The 20,000-nt window shown below is 49.3% G+C and carries 16 protein-coding genes; 13 read left to right on the top strand and 3 right to left on the bottom strand.

Annotated elements, in window-relative coordinates; translation table 11 throughout:
• Nucleotides 1–2 precede the first annotated feature (2 nt).
• From ACOJUO_RS24620 to ACOJUO_RS24570, 11 genes are all read left to right on the top strand, one after another.
• Nucleotides 3–1,031 (top strand): D-alanine--D-alanine ligase, encoded by a 1,029-nt coding sequence (locus ACOJUO_RS24620; RefSeq protein WP_422138479.1) that lies wholly within the window; start codon nucleotides 3–5, stop codon nucleotides 1,029–1,031.
• The gene (locus tag ACOJUO_RS24615) at nucleotides 1,003–1,776 is read left to right on the top strand and encodes a cell division protein FtsQ/DivIB (protein ID WP_422138478.1); all 774 of its coding nucleotides are present in this window, start codon (nucleotides 1,003–1,005) and stop codon (nucleotides 1,774–1,776) included. Before ACOJUO_RS24620 ends, ACOJUO_RS24615 begins: the two co-directional genes overlap by 29 nt.
• Before the next feature lie 97 nt (nucleotides 1,777–1,873).
• Nucleotides 1,874–3,112: a cell division protein FtsA gene (ftsA, locus tag ACOJUO_RS24610; protein ID WP_422137126.1), complete on the top strand. Its 1,239-nt coding sequence runs from the start codon at nucleotides 1,874–1,876 to the stop codon at nucleotides 3,110–3,112.
• Between the two features lie 174 nt (nucleotides 3,113–3,286).
• Nucleotides 3,287–4,480: a cell division protein FtsZ gene (gene ftsZ, locus ACOJUO_RS24605; RefSeq protein ID WP_422134514.1), complete on the top strand. Its 1,194-nt coding sequence runs from the start codon at nucleotides 3,287–3,289 to the stop codon at nucleotides 4,478–4,480.
• 93 nt (nucleotides 4,481–4,573) lie between these two features.
• Nucleotides 4,574–5,488 carry a UDP-3-O-acyl-N-acetylglucosamine deacetylase gene (gene lpxC, locus ACOJUO_RS24600; RefSeq protein WP_422138477.1) on the top strand — a complete coding sequence of 305 codons (915 nt, stop codon included), beginning with the start codon at nucleotides 4,574–4,576 and terminating at the stop codon, nucleotides 5,486–5,488.
• A gap of 348 nt (nucleotides 5,489–5,836) precedes the next feature.
• Nucleotides 5,837–6,772, top strand: a complete 936-nt coding sequence (locus ACOJUO_RS24595; RefSeq protein ID WP_422138476.1) for a M23 family metallopeptidase — start codon at nucleotides 5,837–5,839, stop codon at nucleotides 6,770–6,772.
• A gap of 447 nt (nucleotides 6,773–7,219) precedes the next feature.
• Nucleotides 7,220–9,949, top strand: a complete 2,730-nt coding sequence (gene secA / locus ACOJUO_RS24590; RefSeq protein ID WP_422134511.1) for a preprotein translocase subunit SecA — start codon at nucleotides 7,220–7,222, stop codon at nucleotides 9,947–9,949.
• Nucleotides 9,950–10,085: 136 nt separating this feature from the next.
• Nucleotides 10,086–11,363, top strand: a complete 1,278-nt coding sequence (aroA, locus tag ACOJUO_RS24585) for a 3-phosphoshikimate 1-carboxyvinyltransferase (RefSeq protein WP_422138475.1) — start codon at nucleotides 10,086–10,088, stop codon at nucleotides 11,361–11,363.
• Between the two features lie 179 nt (nucleotides 11,364–11,542).
• Nucleotides 11,543–12,760, top strand: coding sequence for a bifunctional glutamate N-acetyltransferase/amino-acid acetyltransferase ArgJ (argJ, locus tag ACOJUO_RS24580; RefSeq protein ID WP_422138474.1), 1,218 nt, complete (start codon nucleotides 11,543–11,545; stop codon nucleotides 12,758–12,760).
• Nucleotides 12,761–12,777: 17 nt separating this feature from the next.
• Nucleotides 12,778–13,758, top strand: a complete 981-nt coding sequence (locus ACOJUO_RS24575) for a Nudix family hydrolase (protein ID WP_422138473.1) — start codon at nucleotides 12,778–12,780, stop codon at nucleotides 13,756–13,758.
• 51 nt (nucleotides 13,759–13,809) lie between these two features.
• Complete coding sequence (locus tag ACOJUO_RS24570; RefSeq protein ID WP_422138472.1) at nucleotides 13,810–15,030, top strand: hypothetical protein; 1,221 nt, start codon at nucleotides 13,810–13,812, stop codon at nucleotides 15,028–15,030.
• Here ACOJUO_RS24570 and yacG read toward each other — a convergent pair.
• Nucleotides 15,019–15,216 carry a DNA gyrase inhibitor YacG gene (yacG, locus tag ACOJUO_RS24565; RefSeq protein WP_422134506.1) on the bottom strand — a complete coding sequence of 66 codons (198 nt, stop codon included), beginning with the start codon at nucleotides 15,214–15,216 and terminating at the stop codon, nucleotides 15,019–15,021. The two genes, ACOJUO_RS24570 and yacG, sit on opposite strands and share 12 nt — an antisense overlap.
• 52 nt (nucleotides 15,217–15,268) lie before the next feature.
• Complete coding sequence (locus ACOJUO_RS24560) at nucleotides 15,269–16,189, bottom strand: outer membrane protein assembly factor BamD (protein WP_422134505.1); 921 nt, start codon at nucleotides 16,187–16,189, stop codon at nucleotides 15,269–15,271.
• Between the two features lie 346 nt (nucleotides 16,190–16,535).
• Here ACOJUO_RS24560 and rluD point away from each other — a divergent pair, with 346 nt between their 5' ends.
• Nucleotides 16,536–17,492: a 23S rRNA pseudouridine(1911/1915/1917) synthase RluD gene (rluD, locus tag ACOJUO_RS24555; RefSeq protein ID WP_422138471.1), complete on the top strand. Its 957-nt coding sequence runs from the start codon at nucleotides 16,536–16,538 to the stop codon at nucleotides 17,490–17,492.
• Nucleotides 17,493–17,556: 64 nt separating this feature from the next.
• Nucleotides 17,557–18,297 (top strand): peptidoglycan editing factor PgeF, encoded by a 741-nt coding sequence (gene pgeF, locus ACOJUO_RS24550; protein WP_422138470.1) that lies wholly within the window; start codon nucleotides 17,557–17,559, stop codon nucleotides 18,295–18,297.
• Nucleotides 18,298–18,339: 42 nt separating this feature from the next.
• Here the strand turns inward: pgeF and ACOJUO_RS24545 are convergent, their stop codons facing one another.
• On the bottom strand, nucleotides 18,340–19,980 hold the full coding sequence (locus tag ACOJUO_RS24545; RefSeq protein ID WP_422134502.1) for an alkaline phosphatase D family protein: 1,641 nt from the start codon (nucleotides 19,978–19,980) through the stop codon (nucleotides 18,340–18,342).
• Nucleotides 19,981–20,000: the final 20 nt, after the last annotated feature.

Genomic DNA, 20,000 nt, shown 5'->3' with positions numbered 1-20,000 from the left:
AGATGTATAGCCAGGACCAGGGTCAAGTTGCCATTGATGCAGACAGTGATGAGCTTAAAAGAGTATTCGGTAAAGTCGCGGTATTACTGGGTGGTTGTTCAGCTGAGCGGGAAGTAAGTCTTGCATCCGGTAAGCGAATCTTTGAAGCCCTGAAAACCAGTGGCATAGATTGTTGTCTTATTGATCCAATCGAGGGGCTGGTCTCACAGCTGGTGGAACAGAAGCCTGATCGCGTTTTTATTGCTTTGCATGGTCCCCGCGGTGAGGATGGTACGGTGCAGGGACTGCTTGATCAAATGGATATTCCTTATGCGGGCAGTGACATTATGTCTTCAGCATTGGCCATGGACAAATACAGAAGCAAACTGCTCTGGCAAGCGGTTGGTTTACCCACCCCGGACTTTATGCTGATTGAGCAGGCTGAAAACCTTGATTGCTGTGCAGAGATATTGCCGGCTTTTGTAAAGCCCAGTCTGGAAGGCTCCAGCGTGGGGATTACAAGGGTTGATCGGGAGCAGGATCTGTTGCCAGCCTGGGAGCAGGCTTCAAAATACGGTGGTTCTGTGCTGGTGGAGCAGTTTATTGATGGTCCTGAATATACGGTTTCGATTCTCAATGGTCAGCCTTTGCCTGCTATTCGAATCGAATCGGCAGAGTCTTTTTATGACTATGACGCTAAATATGTTTCAGGAAATACTCAATACCACTTACCCAGTGGTCTGTCTGAAAGCAAGGAGCAAGAACTTCAGGCTCTGGCACTGACCGCTTTTGAAACGCTGGGCTGCTCTGGTTGGGGTCGAGTCGACTTTATGCAGGACGAAAGAGGACGCTTCTGGCTGCTTGAGGCAAATACTGTACCTGGTATGACTGAAACGAGTCTTGTTCCTATGGCCGGAAAGTCAGTGGGTTTGAGCTTTGAAATATTGGTTCTGGAGATTCTGAAGTCGTCCCTGTTACCGGCTCGTCAGAAAGAGGGTGGAGGAATAAAGGGAAGCAAAGAGCTTGTTCAAACTGAATCAGAAGCCACTTGACGACTCTGGCAGGCGCGGTCGTGGGGCGAGTCGGGGAATAGAGAAAAAGCTGGCTCGGCCCGGATTGTGGAGACGCTGGTTAGGATTGACTGTCATCTGTGTTCTGGCCGTGTCTTTGCTCTGGATTTGGCCGACATTGATGATGTGGGTTAATCAGCCGATAGCACGGGTGGAAGTGCGTTCTACGTTCAATTATCTGGAACGTGGTGATGTTGAAAAACAGCTGGCCCCCTGGTTGGTCAATCGGTTTTTTTACCTTGACCTGGAAGAGATGAGAAGGGCTGTCCTGGATATGCCCTGGGTAAGGGAAGCCAGTCTGCGACGTGAGTGGCCGGATACTCTGATCGTCAGTCTGGAAGAGCGAAAACCGATTGCCCGTTGGCAGGATGACGGTTTGATTGATGAAGACGGAGAAGTTTTCAGACCGGGATCTCTGGAGGCCTTCAGTAAGCTGCCAAAGCTGTCAGGGGTGGAGGATCGTTCTCAGGATGTAATGCAGCAATACCTGGCGTTTAGTCAGGTGATCAGGCCCCTGGGAGTTGCCGTTAGAGAGTTGCGGCTCAGTACAACGGATTCCTGGTGGCTGAAAGTAGATCACGTTGATGTCAATCTCGGGCGTGATCGCAGAATGGAAAGATTGCAGCGTTTTATCAGGTTGTATTATGCAAGGCTCGATGATCGCTGGCAGGATGTAAAGCGCGTTGACTTGCGCTATTTGAATGGGGCTTCGGTGGCCTGGAAATAGTCATGAAAACGTCATTATGCGTTTTCGTGGCAACACTGGAGTAGTGGGTTCGGCGCACTGACTATTTTGGTCAGAGTGGTTTGGGATGATAGATGCCATGACAGCGGCAGATAACGGAAATTTAATAGTCGGACTCGACATTGGAACTTCCAAAGTTGTAGCGATCGTCGGTGAGATAACCGCAGATGGCCAGCTGGAAGTGATCGGGATCGGCTCACATACCTCACGGGGTCTGAAGCGTGGTGTTGTTGTCAATATTGACTCTACAGTCCATGCCATAAAAAGGGCGGTGGAAGAGGCTGAGTTGATGGCCGGTTGTCAGATTCACTCCGTTTACGCCGGCATCGCAGGTAATCATATACGCAGCCTGAACTCCCACGGAATTGTTGCTATCAGGGAGAGAGAGGTTACCAGTGCCGATATTGACAGGGTGATTGATGCCGCCCAGGCTGTTGCTATTCCGGCAGATCAGCGAATTCTTCATATTTTGCCTCAGGAATATGTGATTGATACCCAGGAAGGTGTGAAGGAACCATTGGGCATGTCAGGAGTGCGTCTGGAAGCGAAAGTGCATCTGGTGACCTGTGCTGTCAATGCAGCGCAGAATATTGAGAACTGTATTAAACGATGTGGTCTTGAAGTAGACGACATTATTCTGGAGCAGTTGGCTTCGAGCTATTCAGTGCTTTCAGAAGATGAGAAAGAGCTCGGTGTGTGCATGGTTGATATTGGAGGTGGCACCACCGATATTGCTATCTTCACTGAGGGAGCCATACGACATACGGCAGTTATTCCTATAGCGGGTGATCAGGTCACCAATGATATTGCCATGGCTCTGAGAACACCCACTCAGCATGCTGAAGAACTTAAGATCAAATATGCCTGCGCTCTTACCCAACTGGCGCGTGCTGAAGATATGATCAAGGTTCCGAGTGTTGGAGACAGGGCAGCCAGAGAGCTGTCTCGACAGTCGCTGGCAGAGGTGGTTGAGCCAAGATACGACGAGCTGTTTACACTGATTCAGGCGGAATTGAGACGAAGTGGTTTTGAAGATCTCATTCCGGCCGGTATCGTGCTGACGGGTGGTACGTCCAAAATGGAGGGTGCCGTAGATCTGGCAGAAGAAATTTTTCACATGCCGGTCAGGCTCGGCATGCCTCAGGCCATTCAGGGGTTGACAGATGTCGTTTGTAATCCTATTTATGCAACAGGTGTCGGCCTGCTTCACTATGGTTTGAAAGCTCAACAGGAAGGGCGAAGGGAAACGGCCAGTTTCAGCAGACAGGAAGAAAGTCTGTTCAATCGGCTTAAAAAATGGTTTCAAGGTCAATTCTGATTGAGGGTTGGGTAGCAATCAACAGAATTAATCCTGCAGAAGGCAATGGCTGATTGTCATTGGCTAAACAGGAGCACACTGCATGCAGGGTGTTCCTGCAGGAAAGTGATTGAAGTTTAATGGCATTTAATATTCAGAAAATATCCTGTTTACGGTGACAGAAAGGAGAGAGCCATGTTTGAACTGGTGGATAATGTTCCGCAGGAAGCGGTGATAAAGGTTGTAGGCGTAGGTGGCGGTGGCGGTAATGCAGTCTGCCACATGTTGAACAGTCGGCTGGAAGGTGTTGAGTTTATCTGTGCTAATACGGATGCCCAGGCTCTGAAAAAACAGCACCTTCAGGCTCATACCCATCTGCAACTGGGAGCCAATATTACTCGTGGCCTCGGGGCTGGAGCAAATCCGGAGGTCGGTCGTGATGCAGCGATGGAAGACAGAGACCGTATTTCTGAAGTGTTGGCGGGCTCTGACATGGTTTTCATCACTGCCGGTATGGGAGGAGGTACAGGTACCGGTGCTGCTCCGGTTGTGGCTGAAATTGCCAGAGAGATGGGGGCTCTGACCGTAGCGGTGGTGACCAAGCCGTTTTCTTTTGAAGGTCGCCGCAGAATGACAGTGGCTGAAGAGGGGCTGAATCAGTTAAAAGAGAGCGTAGACTCCCTGGTCTGTATTCCTAATGAGAATCTTCTGCCTGTTTTGGGTCGTGATGTCAGTTTGCTGAACGCTTTTGGTGCAGCAAATGACGTACTGCTGGGCGCAGTTCAGGGTATTTCAGAATTGATTACCCGTGACGGCCTGATTAATGTTGACTTTGCTGACGTCCGGACTGTTATGTCTGAAATGGGCATGGCTATGATGGGTACAGGTTCAGCCACAGGCAGCAACAGAGCGATTGAAGCGGCCGAGCGAGCTATCCGAAGTCCTCTCCTGGAAGACGTCAACCTTCAGGGGGCTCGCGGAGTGTTGGTTAATATTACTGCTGGTCTCGATCTTTCTGTGGGTGAATTTCATGAAGTGGGTGACACTGTTCGTGAATTTGCTTCCGATAATGCCACCACTGTAGTAGGTACAGTTATCGATCCGGAAATGACGGATGAATTAAGAGTGACTGTTGTTGCCACTGGTCTGGGAGACAGTGACGAAAAGCAGGAACAGTCCCTTAAGGTGGTTGATGGTTCCAAGCCAAGGGCGACCCGTCCAGACGGTACCCTGAACCTCAAGGAGCTTGATATTCCTCCTCATGTTCGCAAAAAAGCAGCTGAACAGCCCGAGGTAGAGGAAGCTGAAAAGCCCCGCAGGCAAGCACCATCAACTGACAATGTGGATTACCTGGATGTACCGGCGTTTTTGCGCCGACAGGCTGATTGAATCAATGACCGGTTGTGTCATGTGTAACTTTTGTTACAATGAGTCGTTGCATTCAAATAACAGGGGCCTTTGAGGTCGCGGAATAGCGTTATCATGATCAGACAGCGTACCCTGAAAAATATTATTCGAGCTACGGGAGTGGGGTTACATTCCGGTGAAAAGGTCTATTTGACTCTTAAGCCGGCTCCCGTCGATACCGGCATTATCTTCTGTCGCACAGATCTTGATCCTGTGGTGGAAATTCCTGCTCGTGCAGAAAATGTCGGAGAAACTACCCTGTGTACCTCTTTGCAGAAAGACGGTGTTCGGGTAGACACCGTTGAACACCTGCTTTCGGCAATGGCTGGTCTGGGAATCGACAATGCCTATGTCGAATTGAGCGCCCATGAAGTTCCGATCATGGACGGTAGTGCGGGACCTTTTGTTTTCCTGATCCAGTCTGCTGGTATTCAGGAGCAGGAGGCAGCCAAGAAATTTATTCGTATCAAGAAAGAAGTGACCGTCACTGATGGTGAGAAAACAGCTACTTTCAAGCCTTATGACGGCTTCAAAGTCAGTTTTACTATCTATTTTGACCACCCTGTTTTCAAAGGTCGTTCACAGACCTCTGAGATTGATTTTTCCAGTACTTCTTTCGTAAAAGAAGTCAGCCGTGCCCGTACCTTCGGATTCATGCGTGACGTTGAGTATCTGCGTTCACAGAATCTGGCTTTGGGAGGCAGTGTTGACAACGTTGTAGTGGTTGATGACTACCGTATTCTTAACGAAGACGGATTGCGCTACCATGATGAGCTGGTTAAACACAAGATTCTGGACGCCATCGGTGATCTGTACCTATTAGGTAATAGTCTGGTTGGCCAGTTCGTTGGCTACAAGTCCGGGCACGAATTAAACAATAAGCTGGTCCGTTCTCTGCTGGAGAATGAAAAAGCCTGGGAAGTAGTGACATTTGAGGATACTGAAGTGGCACCGATTTCCTACCTTAAGCCGGCTGCGGTTACTGCTTAACTCATATAGTCACCTTTCATTGAAGGTCGCAGAAGCGACCTTTTTTGGAATCTGTGCTGGTTAAATGAGGCATCTGGTTTTTAAAGATTTACCTGAATCTGAAAACCATCAAGAGTGAAGAAAACAAGAATGTGGGAGAACGACAGCAAAGTGACTTTTTTACCAGGGTCAAATATTGCTGACATGGTTGTGTCGATTCTCCATGACTGAATAGCGCTATCCTGTTTCAAGACAGGATGTGGATATGACGCTCTAACGCCTTTTGCATTGAAGCCCGGGTGATGAGCAGTGATTTCCATGATAATGAGTTAATAAGGTTGAATCATTGGGAGTACAGGGCTTCCTAGAATGAAAGTCATTGTTGTAAAGCAAGATCACTCTCGAACACAATCGTTCAGAGTCACAAGCAAGCGGCTGGCACTGGCTGCTTTTTCCGCGGTTTTTCTCTGCATGATGCTGGGTGGGGGTATTACCTATCTTTTCCTCAATTCGAAATCTGGCGTTGTCCTGACTGAAGAGGGCTTGCAAGAATGGCGGACAGTCCTGAGCGGACAGAGAAAAGAAGTTGAAAATGTTCGTTTTGCTGCAGAACGTCAAATTGATGCCCTGACCATTCGTCTGGCAGAGTTACAAGGGCGGATTACCCGACTGGATGCTGTTGGCGAGAGACTAACCATTGCTGCGAAACTGGATGATGGCGAGTTTTTCTTCGATGAAGTGCCGGCTATTGGTGGCCCGGAAGCGCTGCCTTCCAATGAATCTATCTATTCAATGCCCCCGCTTATTGATGCTATTGATCAACTTTCTGAGCAGATAGACAGCAGAGAGCAGCAGTTTGATATTCTGACCAGCCTGGTCTCTAACAGGACCATGAGTAATGATGTCTTTGTGGCAGGGCTTCCTGTCAAGAAAGGTTGGCTTTCTTCTCGTTTTGGTCAGAGAGCAGATCCTTTTACCGGAAAATTATCCTGGCATTCAGGTATTGATATGGCCGCTGTAAATGGTTCTGACATTATTGCTGTGGCTGCCGGTGTCGTGACCTGGTCAGGTGATCGCTCTGGCTATGGGCTTATGGTTGAGGTTAACCATGTTAATGGCTATGTGACACGATATGCGCACAATTATTCCAACGAAGTCAAGGTGGGCGACATCGTTACTCGAGGTCAGGTTATTGCTAAAGTAGGAAGCACAGGTCGTTCAACAGGGCCGCATGTTCACTTTGAAGTGATTCGCAATGGTAAGCATGTGGATCCACAGCGCTACATTTATCGGGCAAGCAAGTGATCTTTCCTGACAAGAACAAAGCGCTCCTCATATTGCTGGTATTTCCGATCCTTTTTCATGACTTGTTTTTTCGATGAATCTCACTGCCCGATTATTCAGTGCTGATCCTGCGAGTTGTCAGCGAAAAAGTAGCGCTCTTCCCTTGAAAGACTTCTTTCCAGTCCCTATATCCTTTACTGATGAGTGTAAATGTCTGTAAGGTTTGGATTTTTCTGCCTTTAATCCAGATTGTTGCAAGCGTCTGGCGTTGACGTCAGTCAATAAAAAACCATCTTAAGCTTTACGTTTATGGCTTATAAAACATTAAGGGCCAGATTTATAGCTAATATGGATGAGACTTTTGTGTGATTGTCATAGAATATTTGGCTGTTCTTAAGCTTGTCTGCCCACCCGGGATTGTCGGCAAGAGAGGCAGCCCCGGAATCAGAGTGAGACTGTAACCAATCTATGTTAGCTTCGTTAGTCAAAAAAATTATCGGCAGCCGGAATGATCGCCAGCTGAAACGCATGGGCAAGCTGGTCAAACAGATCAATGCTCTGGAAGATCAACTGTCTGGTCTCAATGATGAAGAGCTCAGGGGGCGGACTCAGTCCCTCAAGGATCGCTATCAGCAAGGCGAAAATCTTGATGACTTGCTGCCCGAGGCCTTTGCTGTCGTCAGAGAGGGCAGTAAACGCAGCATGGGCATGAGACATTTTGATGTCCAGCTGATCGGTGGCATTACTCTTCACGAAGGTCGCATCGCCGAGATGAGAACCGGTGAAGGTAAGACACTGATGGCGACACTGCCTGTTTACCTGAATGCCATCACAGGTAAGGGTGTTCATGTTGTTACCGTTAATGACTATCTTGCTCGTCGAGACGCCCAGTGGATGAGTGCTCTTTATGAGTTTCTTGGCCTGACAGTCGGAGTAGTCGTTCCCCAGCAGTCTCCTGAGGAGAAAAGGGCTGCTTATCAAGCTGACATTACCTACGGAACCAACAATGAGTTTGGCTTCGATTATCTTCGTGACAATATGGCGTTTCGCAAGGAAGATAAGTTTCAGCGTGAATTGCACTATGCTGTTGTCGACGAAGTGGACTCCATCCTGATTGATGAAGCCCGAACGCCACTCATTATTTCCGGTCCGGCGGAAGATTCCTCTGAACTCTACAAACAGATGAACAAACTGGCTCCTCAGCTGAAAAAACAGGAAGAAGAACTCGGAGAAGGTGAAGAGCCAACCGGTCATTACCTGCTGGATGAAAAGACCCGTCAGGTTGAGCTGACCGAGATCGGCCATTTGTTTATTGAAGAGCAATTGCAGAAGCTGGGACTCCTGCCTGAAGGAGAGAGTCTCTATTCTGCCCATAACCTGAATATGCTTCATCATGTGAATGCAGCGTTGAAAGCTCATGTCCTTTTCATGCGAAATGTTGAGTACATTGTGGCCGACGGCGAAGTGCTGCTGGTTGATGAACACACGGGAAGAACCATGCCGGGCCGTCGTCTCTCTGAAGGTCTGCATCAGGCACTGGAGGCTAAGGAAGGACTGAATATTCAGGCTGAGAGTCAGACCCTGGCCTCGACAACCTTCCAGAACTACTTCCGACTCTACGAAAAGCTTTCTGGTATGACCGGTACAGCGGATACAGAAGCTTTCGAGCTTCGCCAGATTTATGGTCTGGACGTTATTGTTGTCCCGACCCATAAACCGATGGTACGTGAGGATGGTAACGATCTGGTTTATCTGACCATTGAAGAAAAGTACGAAGCGATCATTGCAGACATCAAGGAAACCGTTCAGCAGGGGCGTCCTGTTTTGGTGGGTACTGCATCTATTGACGCTTCCGAACTCTTGTCCAATGCCTTGAATAAGGCCAGGATCCCTCACAATGTTCTTAACGCCAAATTTCACGAGAAGGAGGCCGAGATCATTGCCCAGGCGGGGCGTCCGGGTGCTATTACCATTGCTACCAACATGGCGGGTCGTGGAACTGACATAACCTTGGGTGGTAGCTGGGAGGCCGAGCTATCAGCCGTTAAAAATCCAGATCAGCAGCAGGAAGACCAGATCAAGTCTGAATGGCAGAAGCGCCACAAGGCCGTTCTGGCAGCCGGTGGTCTGCATATTATCGGTACTGAACGCCATGAATCCCGCCGTATCGATAATCAGCTGCGTGGCCGGTCCGGTCGTCAGGGGGACCCGGGTTCTTCCCGTTTTTACCTGTCTCTGGAAGATAACCTGATGCGTATCTTTGCCTCTGACCGGGTGAAGAACTTTATGAAAGCACTGGGTATGGAAAAAGGTGAAGCTATCGAGCACCGAATGGTGACCAATGCGATTGAAAAAGCCCAGCGCAAGGTTGAGGGTCGTAACTTCGATATTCGAAAGCAGTTGCTGGAATATGATGACGTCGCCAATGATCAGCGCAGAGTGGTCTACAAACAGCGTGATGAGCTTCTGAATTCTGAAAACGTGCAATCCAGCATTGATAGCATGAGATCTGAAGTGGTCAACGATGTCATTTCCCAGCACATCCCACGCGAGAGTCTTGAAGAGCAATGGGATGTGAAAGGTCTCGAGCAGAAGCTTGGGGCTGAACTGGCTATCCATTTGCCGATCCAGAAGTGGCTGGATGAAGATGACAAGCTGGAAGAAGAAGGTCTGAGAGAGAAGATTCTGGCTGAGGTCATCTCCAACTACAAGCAGAAAGAAGAACTGGCGGGTGGCGAGTCCCTGAGGAACTTCGAGAAACATATCCTGTTGCGTGTACTGGATGACAAGTGGAAAGAACACCTTGCGACCATGGATCACCTGCGTCAGGGCATCCACTTAAGAGGTTATGCCCAGAAGAACCCCAAGCAGGAATACAAACGTGAAGCCTTTGAGTTGTTCCAGTCCATGCTGGAAGATATCAAAACGGACACCATTCGTATCCTTTCTCATGTTCAGGTTCAGCAGGATGACAAAACCGAGGAAATGGAGGAACAGCGTCGTCAGGAACTGATTCGTCGTATGCAGTTTCAGCATGAGCAGGCGCATGTTATGGAAGATCATTCAGGGAAAGAAGGTGAACTGCCAGAAGGTGTAACCGAACCTTTCGTTCGAGAAAGTCGCAAAGTCGGTCGAAATGAACCCTGTCCCTGTGGCTCCGGCAAGAAGTATAAACAGTGTCACGGTAAAATAGTTTGATATTGACCCGTTATTTTAAAGAAAACAGGCCGCTTTGCGGCCTGTTTTCTTTTATGGACTGTTTTAAACCGGCTGATTTATCGAGGCATTGGGGTATAATTAATTTTTACTATCATTCGGCCAGTTAAGAAGTCCAATGGAGCAACTTGTTTTAAAGCCCATTTCCCGCGTGCAAGGGGAAGTCTCTATTCCTGGCTCAAAAAGCCTGTCCAACCGTATTTTACTGCTTGCTGCACTGGCAGAGGGTACAACCACCATCACCAATCTTCTGGATAGCGATGACGTTCGCTATATGCTGAAGGCTCTGAAAGCAATGGGTGTCCAGTATCGACTGTCAGATAACAATACAGTTTGCAAAGTCATCGGACTGGCTGGCCCGCTCGGTTCTGGTGAAAGCCTGACTCTGTTTTTGGGAAACGCCGGCACTGCCATGAGGCCATTGACGGCAGCCTTGTGCCTGGGGCAAGGAGAATACACCCTGACGGGTGAACCCCGAATGTATGAGCGACCTATCGGCGATCTGACTTCCTGTCTTGAGCAGGCCGGTGCAAACATCGAGTACCTGGGTGAGAAAAACTTTCCACCTCTGAAAGTCCTTGGTTCGGGCCTGAAGGGAGGAGAAGTCAGCATCAGGGGAGATATCTCCAGTCAGTTTCTGACAGCAATGCTCATGGCAGCACCATTAGCATCAGATAAAACGGTCATCACGATTGAAGGTGAACTGGTTTCCAAACCCTATATCGATATCACTCTCTCGGTTATGGAGCGCTTTGGTGTTAATGTCCAGAATAATGAATACCAGAACTTCGTCGTAGAAGGGGGGCAGGCTTACCGATCCCCGGGTGAAATTATGGTAGAAGGAGATGCTTCCTCGGCTTCTTACTTTCTGGCAGCTGCAGCAATCGGAGGTAAGCTGAAAGTTCATGGAACCGGTAATGCCAGTGTGCAGGGCGATGCCCGATTTGCTGAAGTACTGGAGCAAATGGGCGCTAAAGTCACCTGGAGTGACAACTGGATTGAAGTAGAAAAAGGTGAGCTTAAAGGTGTGGATATTGATCTGAACCATATCCCAGACGCAGCCATGACCATTGCTACTACTGCTCTGTTTGCCAGGGGCCAGACGGCTATTCGAAATATTTACAACTGGCGGGTCAAAGAGACTGACCGGCTTTCAGCGATGGCGACCGAGCTTCGTAAAGTGGGAGCTGAAGTTGAAGAAGGTGAAGATTACATTGTGATTAATCCCCCTGAGCAGATTCAGTCTGCAGTCATTGATACCTATGATGATCACAGAATGGCCATGTGTTTTTCCCTGGCGGCATTCGGTGGCAGTCCAATTACCATCAATGATCCTGGCTGCACCTCAAAGACCTTCCCGACTTATTTTGAGATATTTGAAAAAATCGTTGGATAATGAATAACAAAATGTAAATGGTTAGCTATAAGTGTATTTCGCACAGGGTCAGTTGAATCAATGCTCTCTGACCCGATTCTCTGTGTCCGTTATCAGGATTATTCAACCCGGGGGGTAGCCGGGTTGAAGGGATGGCGTGGGCAGCGAATTGGAATGAAAAAAGAGGAGATGGAGAAACCATGGCAGTAGGATCAGGAAGCTGGCCGGAAATGCATCCAGTAAAAGGCTTTCGTCTGGGGACAGCAGAGGCAGGTATCAGGAAGCAGGATCGTAAGGATCTTGTGATTATGAACTGGGATCAGGGTGCTTCTGTTGCCGGTGTTTTCACTCTAAACCGTTTTTGTGCTGCTCCGGTCCATCTGGCCAGGCGTCGCATTAACCGTTTGCCTGAGTATTTTGTTATTAATACTGGCAATGCTAATGCGGGTACCGGTGAACAGGGAATGGCGGATGCCACCGAGGTCTGTCGTGCATTGGCTGAATTTGCCAGGGTGCAGGAAGATCAGGTGCTGCCTTTTTCAACCGGTGTGATTGGCGAGCCTCTCCCTGTTGGCAAAATTGTTTCTGGCCTGCCCACTGCTTTCTCGGATTTGAGTGAAGATGGCTGGCACAGAGCCGGAGAAGGCATACTGACGACCGATACCCGCCCCAAAGGTGCCAGCCGACAGTTTGAAGTTGACGGTAAACGTTACACGGTAACGGGAATCAGCAAAGGGTCGGGCATGATCAAGCCGAATATGGCCACCATGCTGGCTTTTATGGCCACAGATGTTTCCGTAGATGAGACTGTTTTACAAAGCCTTCTGTCTGATGCTGTTAATTTGTCGTTCAATAGAATTTCAGTAGATGGTGATACTTCCACCAATGATTGCTGCATGCTGGTAGCCACGGGCAAGGCCGGAAATGAATCCATAATGCAGTCTCAGGGGCCTTTGTACCAAGCTCTGAAAGAGGCTGTTGAAGAGGTAGCTATGACACTCGCACAGGCTATTGTCAGAGATGGAGAAGGCGCTACCAAGTTTGTAACCATTCAGGTTGAACAGGCGAGCAGTGTCGTTGATGCCCTTGAAGTTGCTTATACCATTGCCCACTCTCCACTCGTCAAGACTGCATTATTTGCCAGTGATCCGAACTGGGGCAGGATTCTTGCTGCGGTGGGAAGAGCTGAGATCGAAGAGCTAAAGATTGATAAGGTTTCCATCTGGCTAGACGACGTTTGCATTGTGCAAGATGGGGGTGTTGCCTGCTCTTACACGGAAGCGGAAGGTGAGCGTGTAATGAATCAGGAAGAGATACTGATCCGTGTTCAGCTGGGGGCAGGTACTATCACGGAAACACTCTGGACTACTGATCTTTCCCATGAGTATGTTCGAATCAATGCTGAATATCGAACTTGAAAACAGGGCAGTAGGTGATGTCTTCAGAAAATCAGGCGAGTGTCAGGAAGGTGGTGCATGTTGCGGTGGCAGTTATTCGCGGGGATGATGGACGAATTCTTATAGCACGGCGACCGAATGATAAGCACATGGGTGGCTACTGGGAGTTTCCGGGTGGCAAGGTGGAAGAGGGAGAGTTCGTTACGGCAGCCTTGAATCGTGAACTTAAGGAAGAACTGGATGTTGAGGCAAATCAGTTCCGAAAGTTGATTTCGATTCGGCATGATTACCCGGACAGGTCTGTCTGTCTCGATACCTGGTGGGCGAACGATATCATTGGCCAGCCTCGTGGTAATGAGGGTCAGGAGATCCGATGGGTCGATCTGAAAGAGTTACCCGAGCTGAACTTTCCTCCGGCTAATGGTCCCATCGTTACGGCAGTCCTGTTACCAAATCGCTATATGATCACCGGTAAGTTTGATGTGGCTGCTGAGCTTCTGGAAAAAGTGAGTTACCAGCTTGAGCAGGGAGTAGAGCTGATACAGTTTCGGGCTCCATGGCTGGATAAAGGAACCTATCAGCATTTAGCCAGAGAGCTGCATCACCTTTGTCGGGAAACCGGGGCCAGCTTGCTTCTTAAAGGTGAGCCTGAACTACTGGCCAATAGCTGGTGTGACGGTATCCATCTTACCTCGAAACAGCTTCAGCAGGAGGGTGTTGATTGGCGAAGTGCTTCTCGTTCTGGTCAGTGGCTGGCAGCTTCCTGTCATAATCAGGAACAAATCGATCGGGCGGTATCACTGGGTGTCGATTTTGTAACACTCTCTCCGGTTATGTCGACACAGACGCATCCGGGCTGTGAAACCTTAGGAATGGAAAAAGCTGCAGAGCTGACAGAGCGTTGCCCATTGCCTGTGTTCTGGTTGGGGGGGATGCAGCTTGCTGATCAGGAGCAGTTCATAGACCGGGGAGCCCAGGGGTTGGCTGCCATCGGTGCTTTCTGGTCGCAAACTTATTGAGGCCGTATACTAGTCTTAATTTAAGATTAAAGACTTCTTGCAGGGAAGCAAATGTCTCACTCTAATATCGGACCTGGTGGCAACAAATCAACATCAGTTTTGCCCGCTGATTCAACATTCCAATCCCCGTCAACTGCTGGCAGTGACTCACTGGGTAGAACAGTAGGTTCACTGGGGAATCTGCCTGGTACCGAAGGGCTGGATGAAGAGGCCTCAATGCTGGGGCAGCGTCCTGTTCAGGATCGGGCGGTTGCTTATTTCGAAGAGACCGGGCAGGTTGGCAGAAATATTCTTCCATCCATTAATGACAGGCCCTTTGGTGAATATTGGGAGGAGCTCCCCGGACAGGTCTACCGGGGAGTTGTTGATCACCGGTTCATGCGGATCAAAACAGATTCGAGAGGGGCCGGGAGAGAATCAGATTCTACTAAAGCTGGAAAAAAGGAAGAGTTTTGGCATGTCAAAACACTCGGGTATGAATCGGGTGCTGAAAAGTTTAAACGGTTGCTGCAAAAAGTGATCCACCTGATCACTGGAAAATCTTACAAAGCCCGTTTTTATGATGATCGAAAAGTGTTGGCCCAAAGGGAGTGCCTTGCTGCCGAAGCCTACAAACAAGTGATGGGTTACGGGCAAGAGTACATTCATCGCTACAGTCTGGACGAAAAAAATCAGGATCATTGTGTAGCTTCTAAAGACCTGAAAGGCTTCTACCCTGGCAATACCTTCTTTCAACAAACATTATTCCCTTCTATTTGTCAGTTTACTGATGATCATAACCCGGTTACCAATCTTGTCATGAGGCGATTTCTTCTGGGCGATCAGGACTATCTGAAACTTGATAATTACCTCTTCAAGCATGCCGAAGATGACGAGCTGCTGACTGGTAAGTTAGTCAGTATTGATTTCGGTATGTCCTTTTATAATCGATTTTCCCTCCCCAGGAACTGTTCCATTGATGAATTTAGCCAGAGGCTTTTGCGTCCTTCAAAATTGCACAGGTTTCAATATCGAGGTAAGAAGACACTATTGACAATGGTTGAGCAGATGCCGCCAGAGCAAGTGGGAAGATCGATAAAGTTAGCTTTGGAGAGAATTACCAGACTGTCGGATCAGCAGTTGAGCGAGCTGGCTGAACATATGCACCAGCCAGAGCTTCGTGAGGTAATGTATCAAGTCCTCAAGTTCAAACGCTCTCAGGCAGAAGCCCTGTTGAACCTGAGATCCTGGCCTGTGAAACCAGGAGCTGGTGGGGGCTCATCAGTGCTTTAAATGGTCATCAATGTCGCTGGTCATCAGATCATCGAAAGCAGGGTTTCCGGGTATCGAACGCTCTTCATTCGCCCAGGCTCCAAGATCAATCAGCTTGCATCGTTGAGAGCAGAAGGGTCGAAACCCGTTTTCTTTCTTCCATTCTACTTTTTTGCCGCATTTCGGGCACTTCACAGTTGTTGGCATTGAATTACTAAACCAGAAGGTGGAGTGGCCTCCTGCTGGAAGCCACAGGGAATTACTGTTTGTTCCCGGGAGGTTGGGGAGCAACCGGGGTCTGCGCTTTCTGCTTTTCAATACCTGAATCACCCAGCAGGCCAAAGGTCACGGTATAAAGCAGCGAGGGATCGACATCACCGAAGGACTGGTAGCCGATGAATTCACCCTGTTCATTGAGTAGATTCGAATTCGGGAAATTCAGCTTTAAGACCTCAAGGGTTTCATTCGCGGGCTCTATCAGGCCCAGTCGCTGATAACCTTCCACCATGATACCCAGTGCGGGTTCTACCGCCGGGGTCTTCTGCATATTTTCAACAACATACTTGCCACGGTTCACAGCCGCTACATAGGCTTTGCGTTTCAGGTAGTAATTGGCTGCATGAATCTCATAATCAGCCAGACGATTTCTCAGGGCTACCATCCGCTGACGGGCATCTGGTGCGTATTTGCTGTCCGGGTAGCGCGTCAGCAATTCACGAAACTCATTGAAGGATTGGCGAGCCTGACCAGGATCACGCTTTGTGTTGTCTAATGGCAGGTAGCGCTCGATGAGACCCATGGAGGCCGTGTTAGAAGCCAGACCTTTCATATAATAGGCATAGTCTGCATTGGGGTGCTGCGGGTGCAGGCGAAGGAAACGATCCGCTGCTGCTCTGGCGGCTTCAGGCTCTACATTCATGAAATAGGCATAAACCAGGTCCAGCTGAGCCTGTTCTGCAAAAGAGCCGAAGGGGTAGCGTGACTCCAGTGTCCGCAGATACTCTACAGCCTTTGTATAACTCTGGTTATTCAGGGACTGGTTGGCCATCTGGTAGAGTTCGGCCTCAGTCAGGGATTCCGGAAGCGTCTTTTTTTCGGGGCTTGATGAGCATCCTGCCAGAACCACCGCAGCAAGGATCAGAAATATCAGGCGCGAATATGTGGTTTTCAGTATTGTCATGGTATTTACAGTTTCCGTACTCCGGCATGATTGTGAGGAAATAGGGTGTACAGGCCTCCCCTGAACTTATAACAGGGAGGCAGGCCGATAAAGTTTTGAGCATAGCTCAGCCAGACCTGATGATGTGATAAACTACCCGCCTTTGATCAACTAATTTAAACACAGTCCGCTGTAAAACGAAAAGAAACTGGTTCTATTAATAATCATTCAACTGCTTTCGGGAGGTTGGAAATTTTTATTAACCTGTTCCGGTGCAGCATCTGGCCTTCGGCGGCTGAGATTTTTTGTCCGGGAGCAGGGTCGGGAATAATGCCCGCTCAGGCTCCTGTTACTTGAGAAGTAGTTAATGAGTGAGCGGATCAATCAGCAGGTCGTCGTACCTGATGAACTTGGGAGCAAGAGACTGGACCAGATTGCAGCCAGCTGCTTTCCGGACTTTTCCAGGGCACGCCTTCAGGAGTGGATCAAGAATGGCGATCTGCGAGTGGATGGCCAGAAGAAAAAGCCTAAAGACAAGCTGGTCGGTGGCGAGAAGCTGACTCTCAGCGTTGAAGTCGATGATGAAGAACGTTGGGAACCTGAAGATATTCCATTGAAAATCATTTACGAAGATGATGTCATCCTGGTCATTAATAAACCGGTGGGACTGGTAGTTCATCCTGCGGCAGGAAATTACTCAGGTACCTTGTTGAATGGCTTGTTATATCATTATCCGGAGATAGCCTCTGTACCCAGGGCCGGAATCGTGCACCGTCTGGATAAAGATACTTCAGGACTGATGGTGGTAGCCAAAACTCTGGCCGCTCATACCGATCTGGTGGCTCAGCTTCAGGACCGAAGTGTCAGTCGAGAGTATGAGGCCGTGACTCAAGGTGTTATGACGGCGGGCGGGACGGTTAATGAACCCATTGCCCGTCACCCGACCCATCGTCTTCGTATGGCGGTGGTGCCCGGTGGCAAAGCCTCTGTAACTCATTACCGGGTTCTGAAGAAGTTTAATGCTCATACCCATGTCCGCTGTAAACTGGAAACGGGCAGAACTCACCAGATCAGAGTGCATATGAGCTATATTCGCTTCCCGCTGGTAGGGGATGATCTGTATGCTGGCCGTCTGAGAATTCCCAAGGGGTGTTCTGCCATCCTGGAAGAGACTCTGAGGAGCTTCAAACATCAGGCGCTTCACGCCAGAAAGCTGGGTCTTATGCACCCGGTGTCCGATGACTACATGGAGTGGGAAGCGCCCTTACCGGATGACTTTTCAGCGCTTCTGGAAGTATTAAAAGAAGATGTTAAAGAGTCCTGAGCAGGATTTGCTGTTTTATGAGTGAACTCATGCTCCCAGGGCGTTGCAATAGAGAGAACTGAACATGTCTGAAGATCGTTACCTGCTCCCGGACTGGTCTGCGCCAGAAGGTGTCAGGGCTTTTGTCACCCTCAGAACCGGCGGGTACAGTCAGGGAGCTTTCAGCAGCTTCAATCTGGGGCTGCGGTCTGGTGATGATCCTGATGTGGTAGCAAAAAACAGAGCATTGCTCGACGACCATTATCAATGGCGGTACAGGCCGCAGTGGCTCAAACAGGTTCATGGTACTGATGTAATAACGGCCCAGCCGGATAACTCAGAAAGAGAAGGTGATGCGGTTTGGACAGATAAGCAGGGGTTGCCCTGTGTCGTCTTAACTGCAGATTGTCTTCCGGTTATTTTTTGCAACTCGTCCGGCACCCGTGTTGCCGTTTCTCACGCCGGTTGGAAAGGGCTTCAGGCTGGTGTACTGGAAGCCACAGTTAAAGCTATGGGCGATGAGCCTGGCCAGGTGATGGCCTGGTTGGGTCCAGCTATCAGTCAGTCTCATTTTGAAGTGGGACCTGAAGTTCGCGACGCTTTCCTGAATTCTGATCCGCAAATGGAAACGGCTTTTATTCCCGGTCAGGGTGATCGCTGGTATGGGGATCTCTATGAACTGGCAAGGCTTCGGTTACATAAATTGGGTGTAACAGAAGTCAGTGGCGGCAATTTCTGTACTTATAAGGAAAATGACCGTTGGTTCTCTTACCGAAGGGATGGCGTCCAGTCTGGACGTTTAGCCACAGCGGTCTGGATTGAATAAGCAGGAAGAGCTCTCAATGAGAGTTCTTCCTGTCATTGACAGCTAGCTGTAATAGCGCTGCCTCAGTCCTTCAAATAAATTGGCCAGATCAGGCGCTGGTGCAGGTGACTCTGCGGGAGCGCTTTCTGACCAGGATCTGTGGATATGATTGGCATCATCATTCTGCTTATAAACTCTCTTCAGGTAGTGGTTGTAGTTTCTGCTGGCAACAGTGTCTACATGATACCAGTGGGCTTTCGTTCGACTATGAGTGATATCCAGCAGCACATAGCCTTTCTCGCTCTGGTTGGTCCATTTAAGGTTTGGCAGAGCACCGTCAAGGGCCGCTGACGCTATTTTGGCAAGACCCGTCTTTTCAGAAAATCCGGATGTAACTGCGGGGGTTCCAAATTCTCCACCCAGTGCGCCAAAACCTGAAATCCGTCCGTAGTGAGGGAAGCGCGGTTCAGGTGCCAGATCAAATGCCCACGAGCTGTGAGTATCACCGGTCAGTACCATCAAGTTATTAATGCCCTGATTTTGAATATGATCAAACAGACGCTGTCGGGATGCCTGATAACCATCCCATTGATCCATAAGGATAGGAAGGTCCGGATTGAGAGTGAGCTGTGACATCATGACCTGCTGTCCCAGTGCCCGCCAGCGAACCCCTTCATTCATGGATTGACTTAAGCCATTATGCAACCATTGTTCCTGATCTGCTCCCAACAGGCTTCTTGATGGATCTTTAGCGGCTTTGGCATTCAATGGCAGAGCCTGCCGGTCTCTGCCAGTCAGTCGGGTATCCAGCATAAAGAGATCCATCAGGTCACCAAAGCGGAACCTTCGATAAATGGTTCTTTGTCCAAACTGGTCAACAATACCACTCTCTCTGATAGGCATCCATTCAAAGTAAGCCTGAATTGAATCATTGCGGCGTGATTCCCAGGCTCCTTCACCCAGGTTATGGTTTTGAGCTCCACCTTGCCATGAGTCATTGGCGGATTCATGATCGTCCCAGACGCAGATGAAAGGATGCTGACGGTGAACTTCCTGCAAATCCGGATCGGATCGATACTGGGCGTAGCGTTGTCGGTAGTCCTGAAGTACTGTTATTTCTTTCGCAGGAATCGGGTTCCGGCCAAGGCCGTTGTTTGTCCCATAACCACCAGGACCATACTCATAGATGTAGTCTCCAAGGTGCAGTACGGCATCCAAATCAGGTCTTCGGGCTATTTCCCGGTAGACGTTAAAGTAGCCCGCCGGGTAGTTGGAGCAGGAGCAGAATGCCAGTCGCAGACTGTTCAGGTGGCCTTCTGGCAAGGTTCGTGTTCTGGCCACCGGCGAAGGTTTTCCATTGGAAAAGAATCGGTAGTAGTAAACAGTGCCAGACACCAGACTGTCTGCATCAACCTTAACGGTGTAGTCAACATGTGGTCCGGTAACGCCTTCGCCGGACCGGACTATCTGGTTCATCTGCGGGTCAAGGGCCATTGCCCAGGAATAGGGAACGATAGCCTGTTGAAAGTCCGGGTCTGCATCGGGTGTGATCCGGGTCCAGAGGATCACTCTATCAGCCAGAGGATCGCCACTGGCTACTCCGTGCTGAAAAGGTTGGTGGCTGCTCGCAAACGTCTTGAGCAACGGCAATGTAGCAATCCCCAGGGCGGCTCCCTGAAAGAAACGTCTTCTTGTTATAGCCATATTCAATCCATGACAGGTGT

It is taken from the genome of Endozoicomonas sp. ALC020 (genome assembly GCF_049275935.1).
GTDB lineage: Bacteria > Pseudomonadota > Gammaproteobacteria > Pseudomonadales > Endozoicomonadaceae > Endozoicomonas_A.
Note: the sequence above shows the minus strand (reverse complement) of the source record. Positions and strands in the feature narration are given on the sequence as shown.

Excerpts from the sequence above, each read along its gene's own strand:
- pgeF (WP_422138470.1), top strand. The coding sequence starts at position 17,557 with ATGTCTGAAGATCGTTACCTGCTCCCGGACTGGTCTGCGCCAGAAGGT.
- ftsZ (WP_422134514.1), top strand. The coding sequence starts at position 3,287 with ATGTTTGAACTGGTGGATAATGTTCCGCAGGAAGCGGTGATAAAGGTT.
- argJ (WP_422138474.1), top strand. The coding sequence starts at position 11,543 with ATGGCAGTAGGATCAGGAAGCTGGCCGGAAATGCATCCAGTAAAAGGC.
- aroA (WP_422138475.1), top strand. The coding sequence starts at position 10,086 with ATGGAGCAACTTGTTTTAAAGCCCATTTCCCGCGTGCAAGGGGAAGTC.
- ACOJUO_RS24575 (WP_422138473.1), top strand. The coding sequence starts at position 12,778 with ATGTCTTCAGAAAATCAGGCGAGTGTCAGGAAGGTGGTGCATGTTGCG.
- ACOJUO_RS24545 (WP_422134502.1), bottom strand. The coding sequence starts at position 19,980 with ATGGCTATAACAAGAAGACGTTTCTTTCAGGGAGCCGCCCTGGGGATT.
- ACOJUO_RS24570 (WP_422138472.1), top strand. The coding sequence starts at position 13,810 with ATGTCTCACTCTAATATCGGACCTGGTGGCAACAAATCAACATCAGTT.
- rluD (WP_422138471.1), top strand. The coding sequence starts at position 16,536 with ATGAGTGAGCGGATCAATCAGCAGGTCGTCGTACCTGATGAACTTGGG.
- lpxC (WP_422138477.1), top strand. The coding sequence starts at position 4,574 with ATGATCAGACAGCGTACCCTGAAAAATATTATTCGAGCTACGGGAGTG.
- ACOJUO_RS24620 (WP_422138479.1), top strand. The coding sequence starts at position 3 with ATGTATAGCCAGGACCAGGGTCAAGTTGCCATTGATGCAGACAGTGAT.
- ACOJUO_RS24560 (WP_422134505.1), bottom strand. The coding sequence starts at position 16,189 with ATGACAATACTGAAAACCACATATTCGCGCCTGATATTTCTGATCCTT.
- ACOJUO_RS24595 (WP_422138476.1), top strand. The coding sequence starts at position 5,837 with ATGAAAGTCATTGTTGTAAAGCAAGATCACTCTCGAACACAATCGTTC.
- ftsA (WP_422137126.1), top strand. The coding sequence starts at position 1,874 with ATGACAGCGGCAGATAACGGAAATTTAATAGTCGGACTCGACATTGGA.
- secA (WP_422134511.1), top strand. The coding sequence starts at position 7,220 with ATGTTAGCTTCGTTAGTCAAAAAAATTATCGGCAGCCGGAATGATCGC.
- yacG (WP_422134506.1), bottom strand. The coding sequence starts at position 15,216 with ATGCCAACAACTGTGAAGTGCCCGAAATGCGGCAAAAAAGTAGAATGG.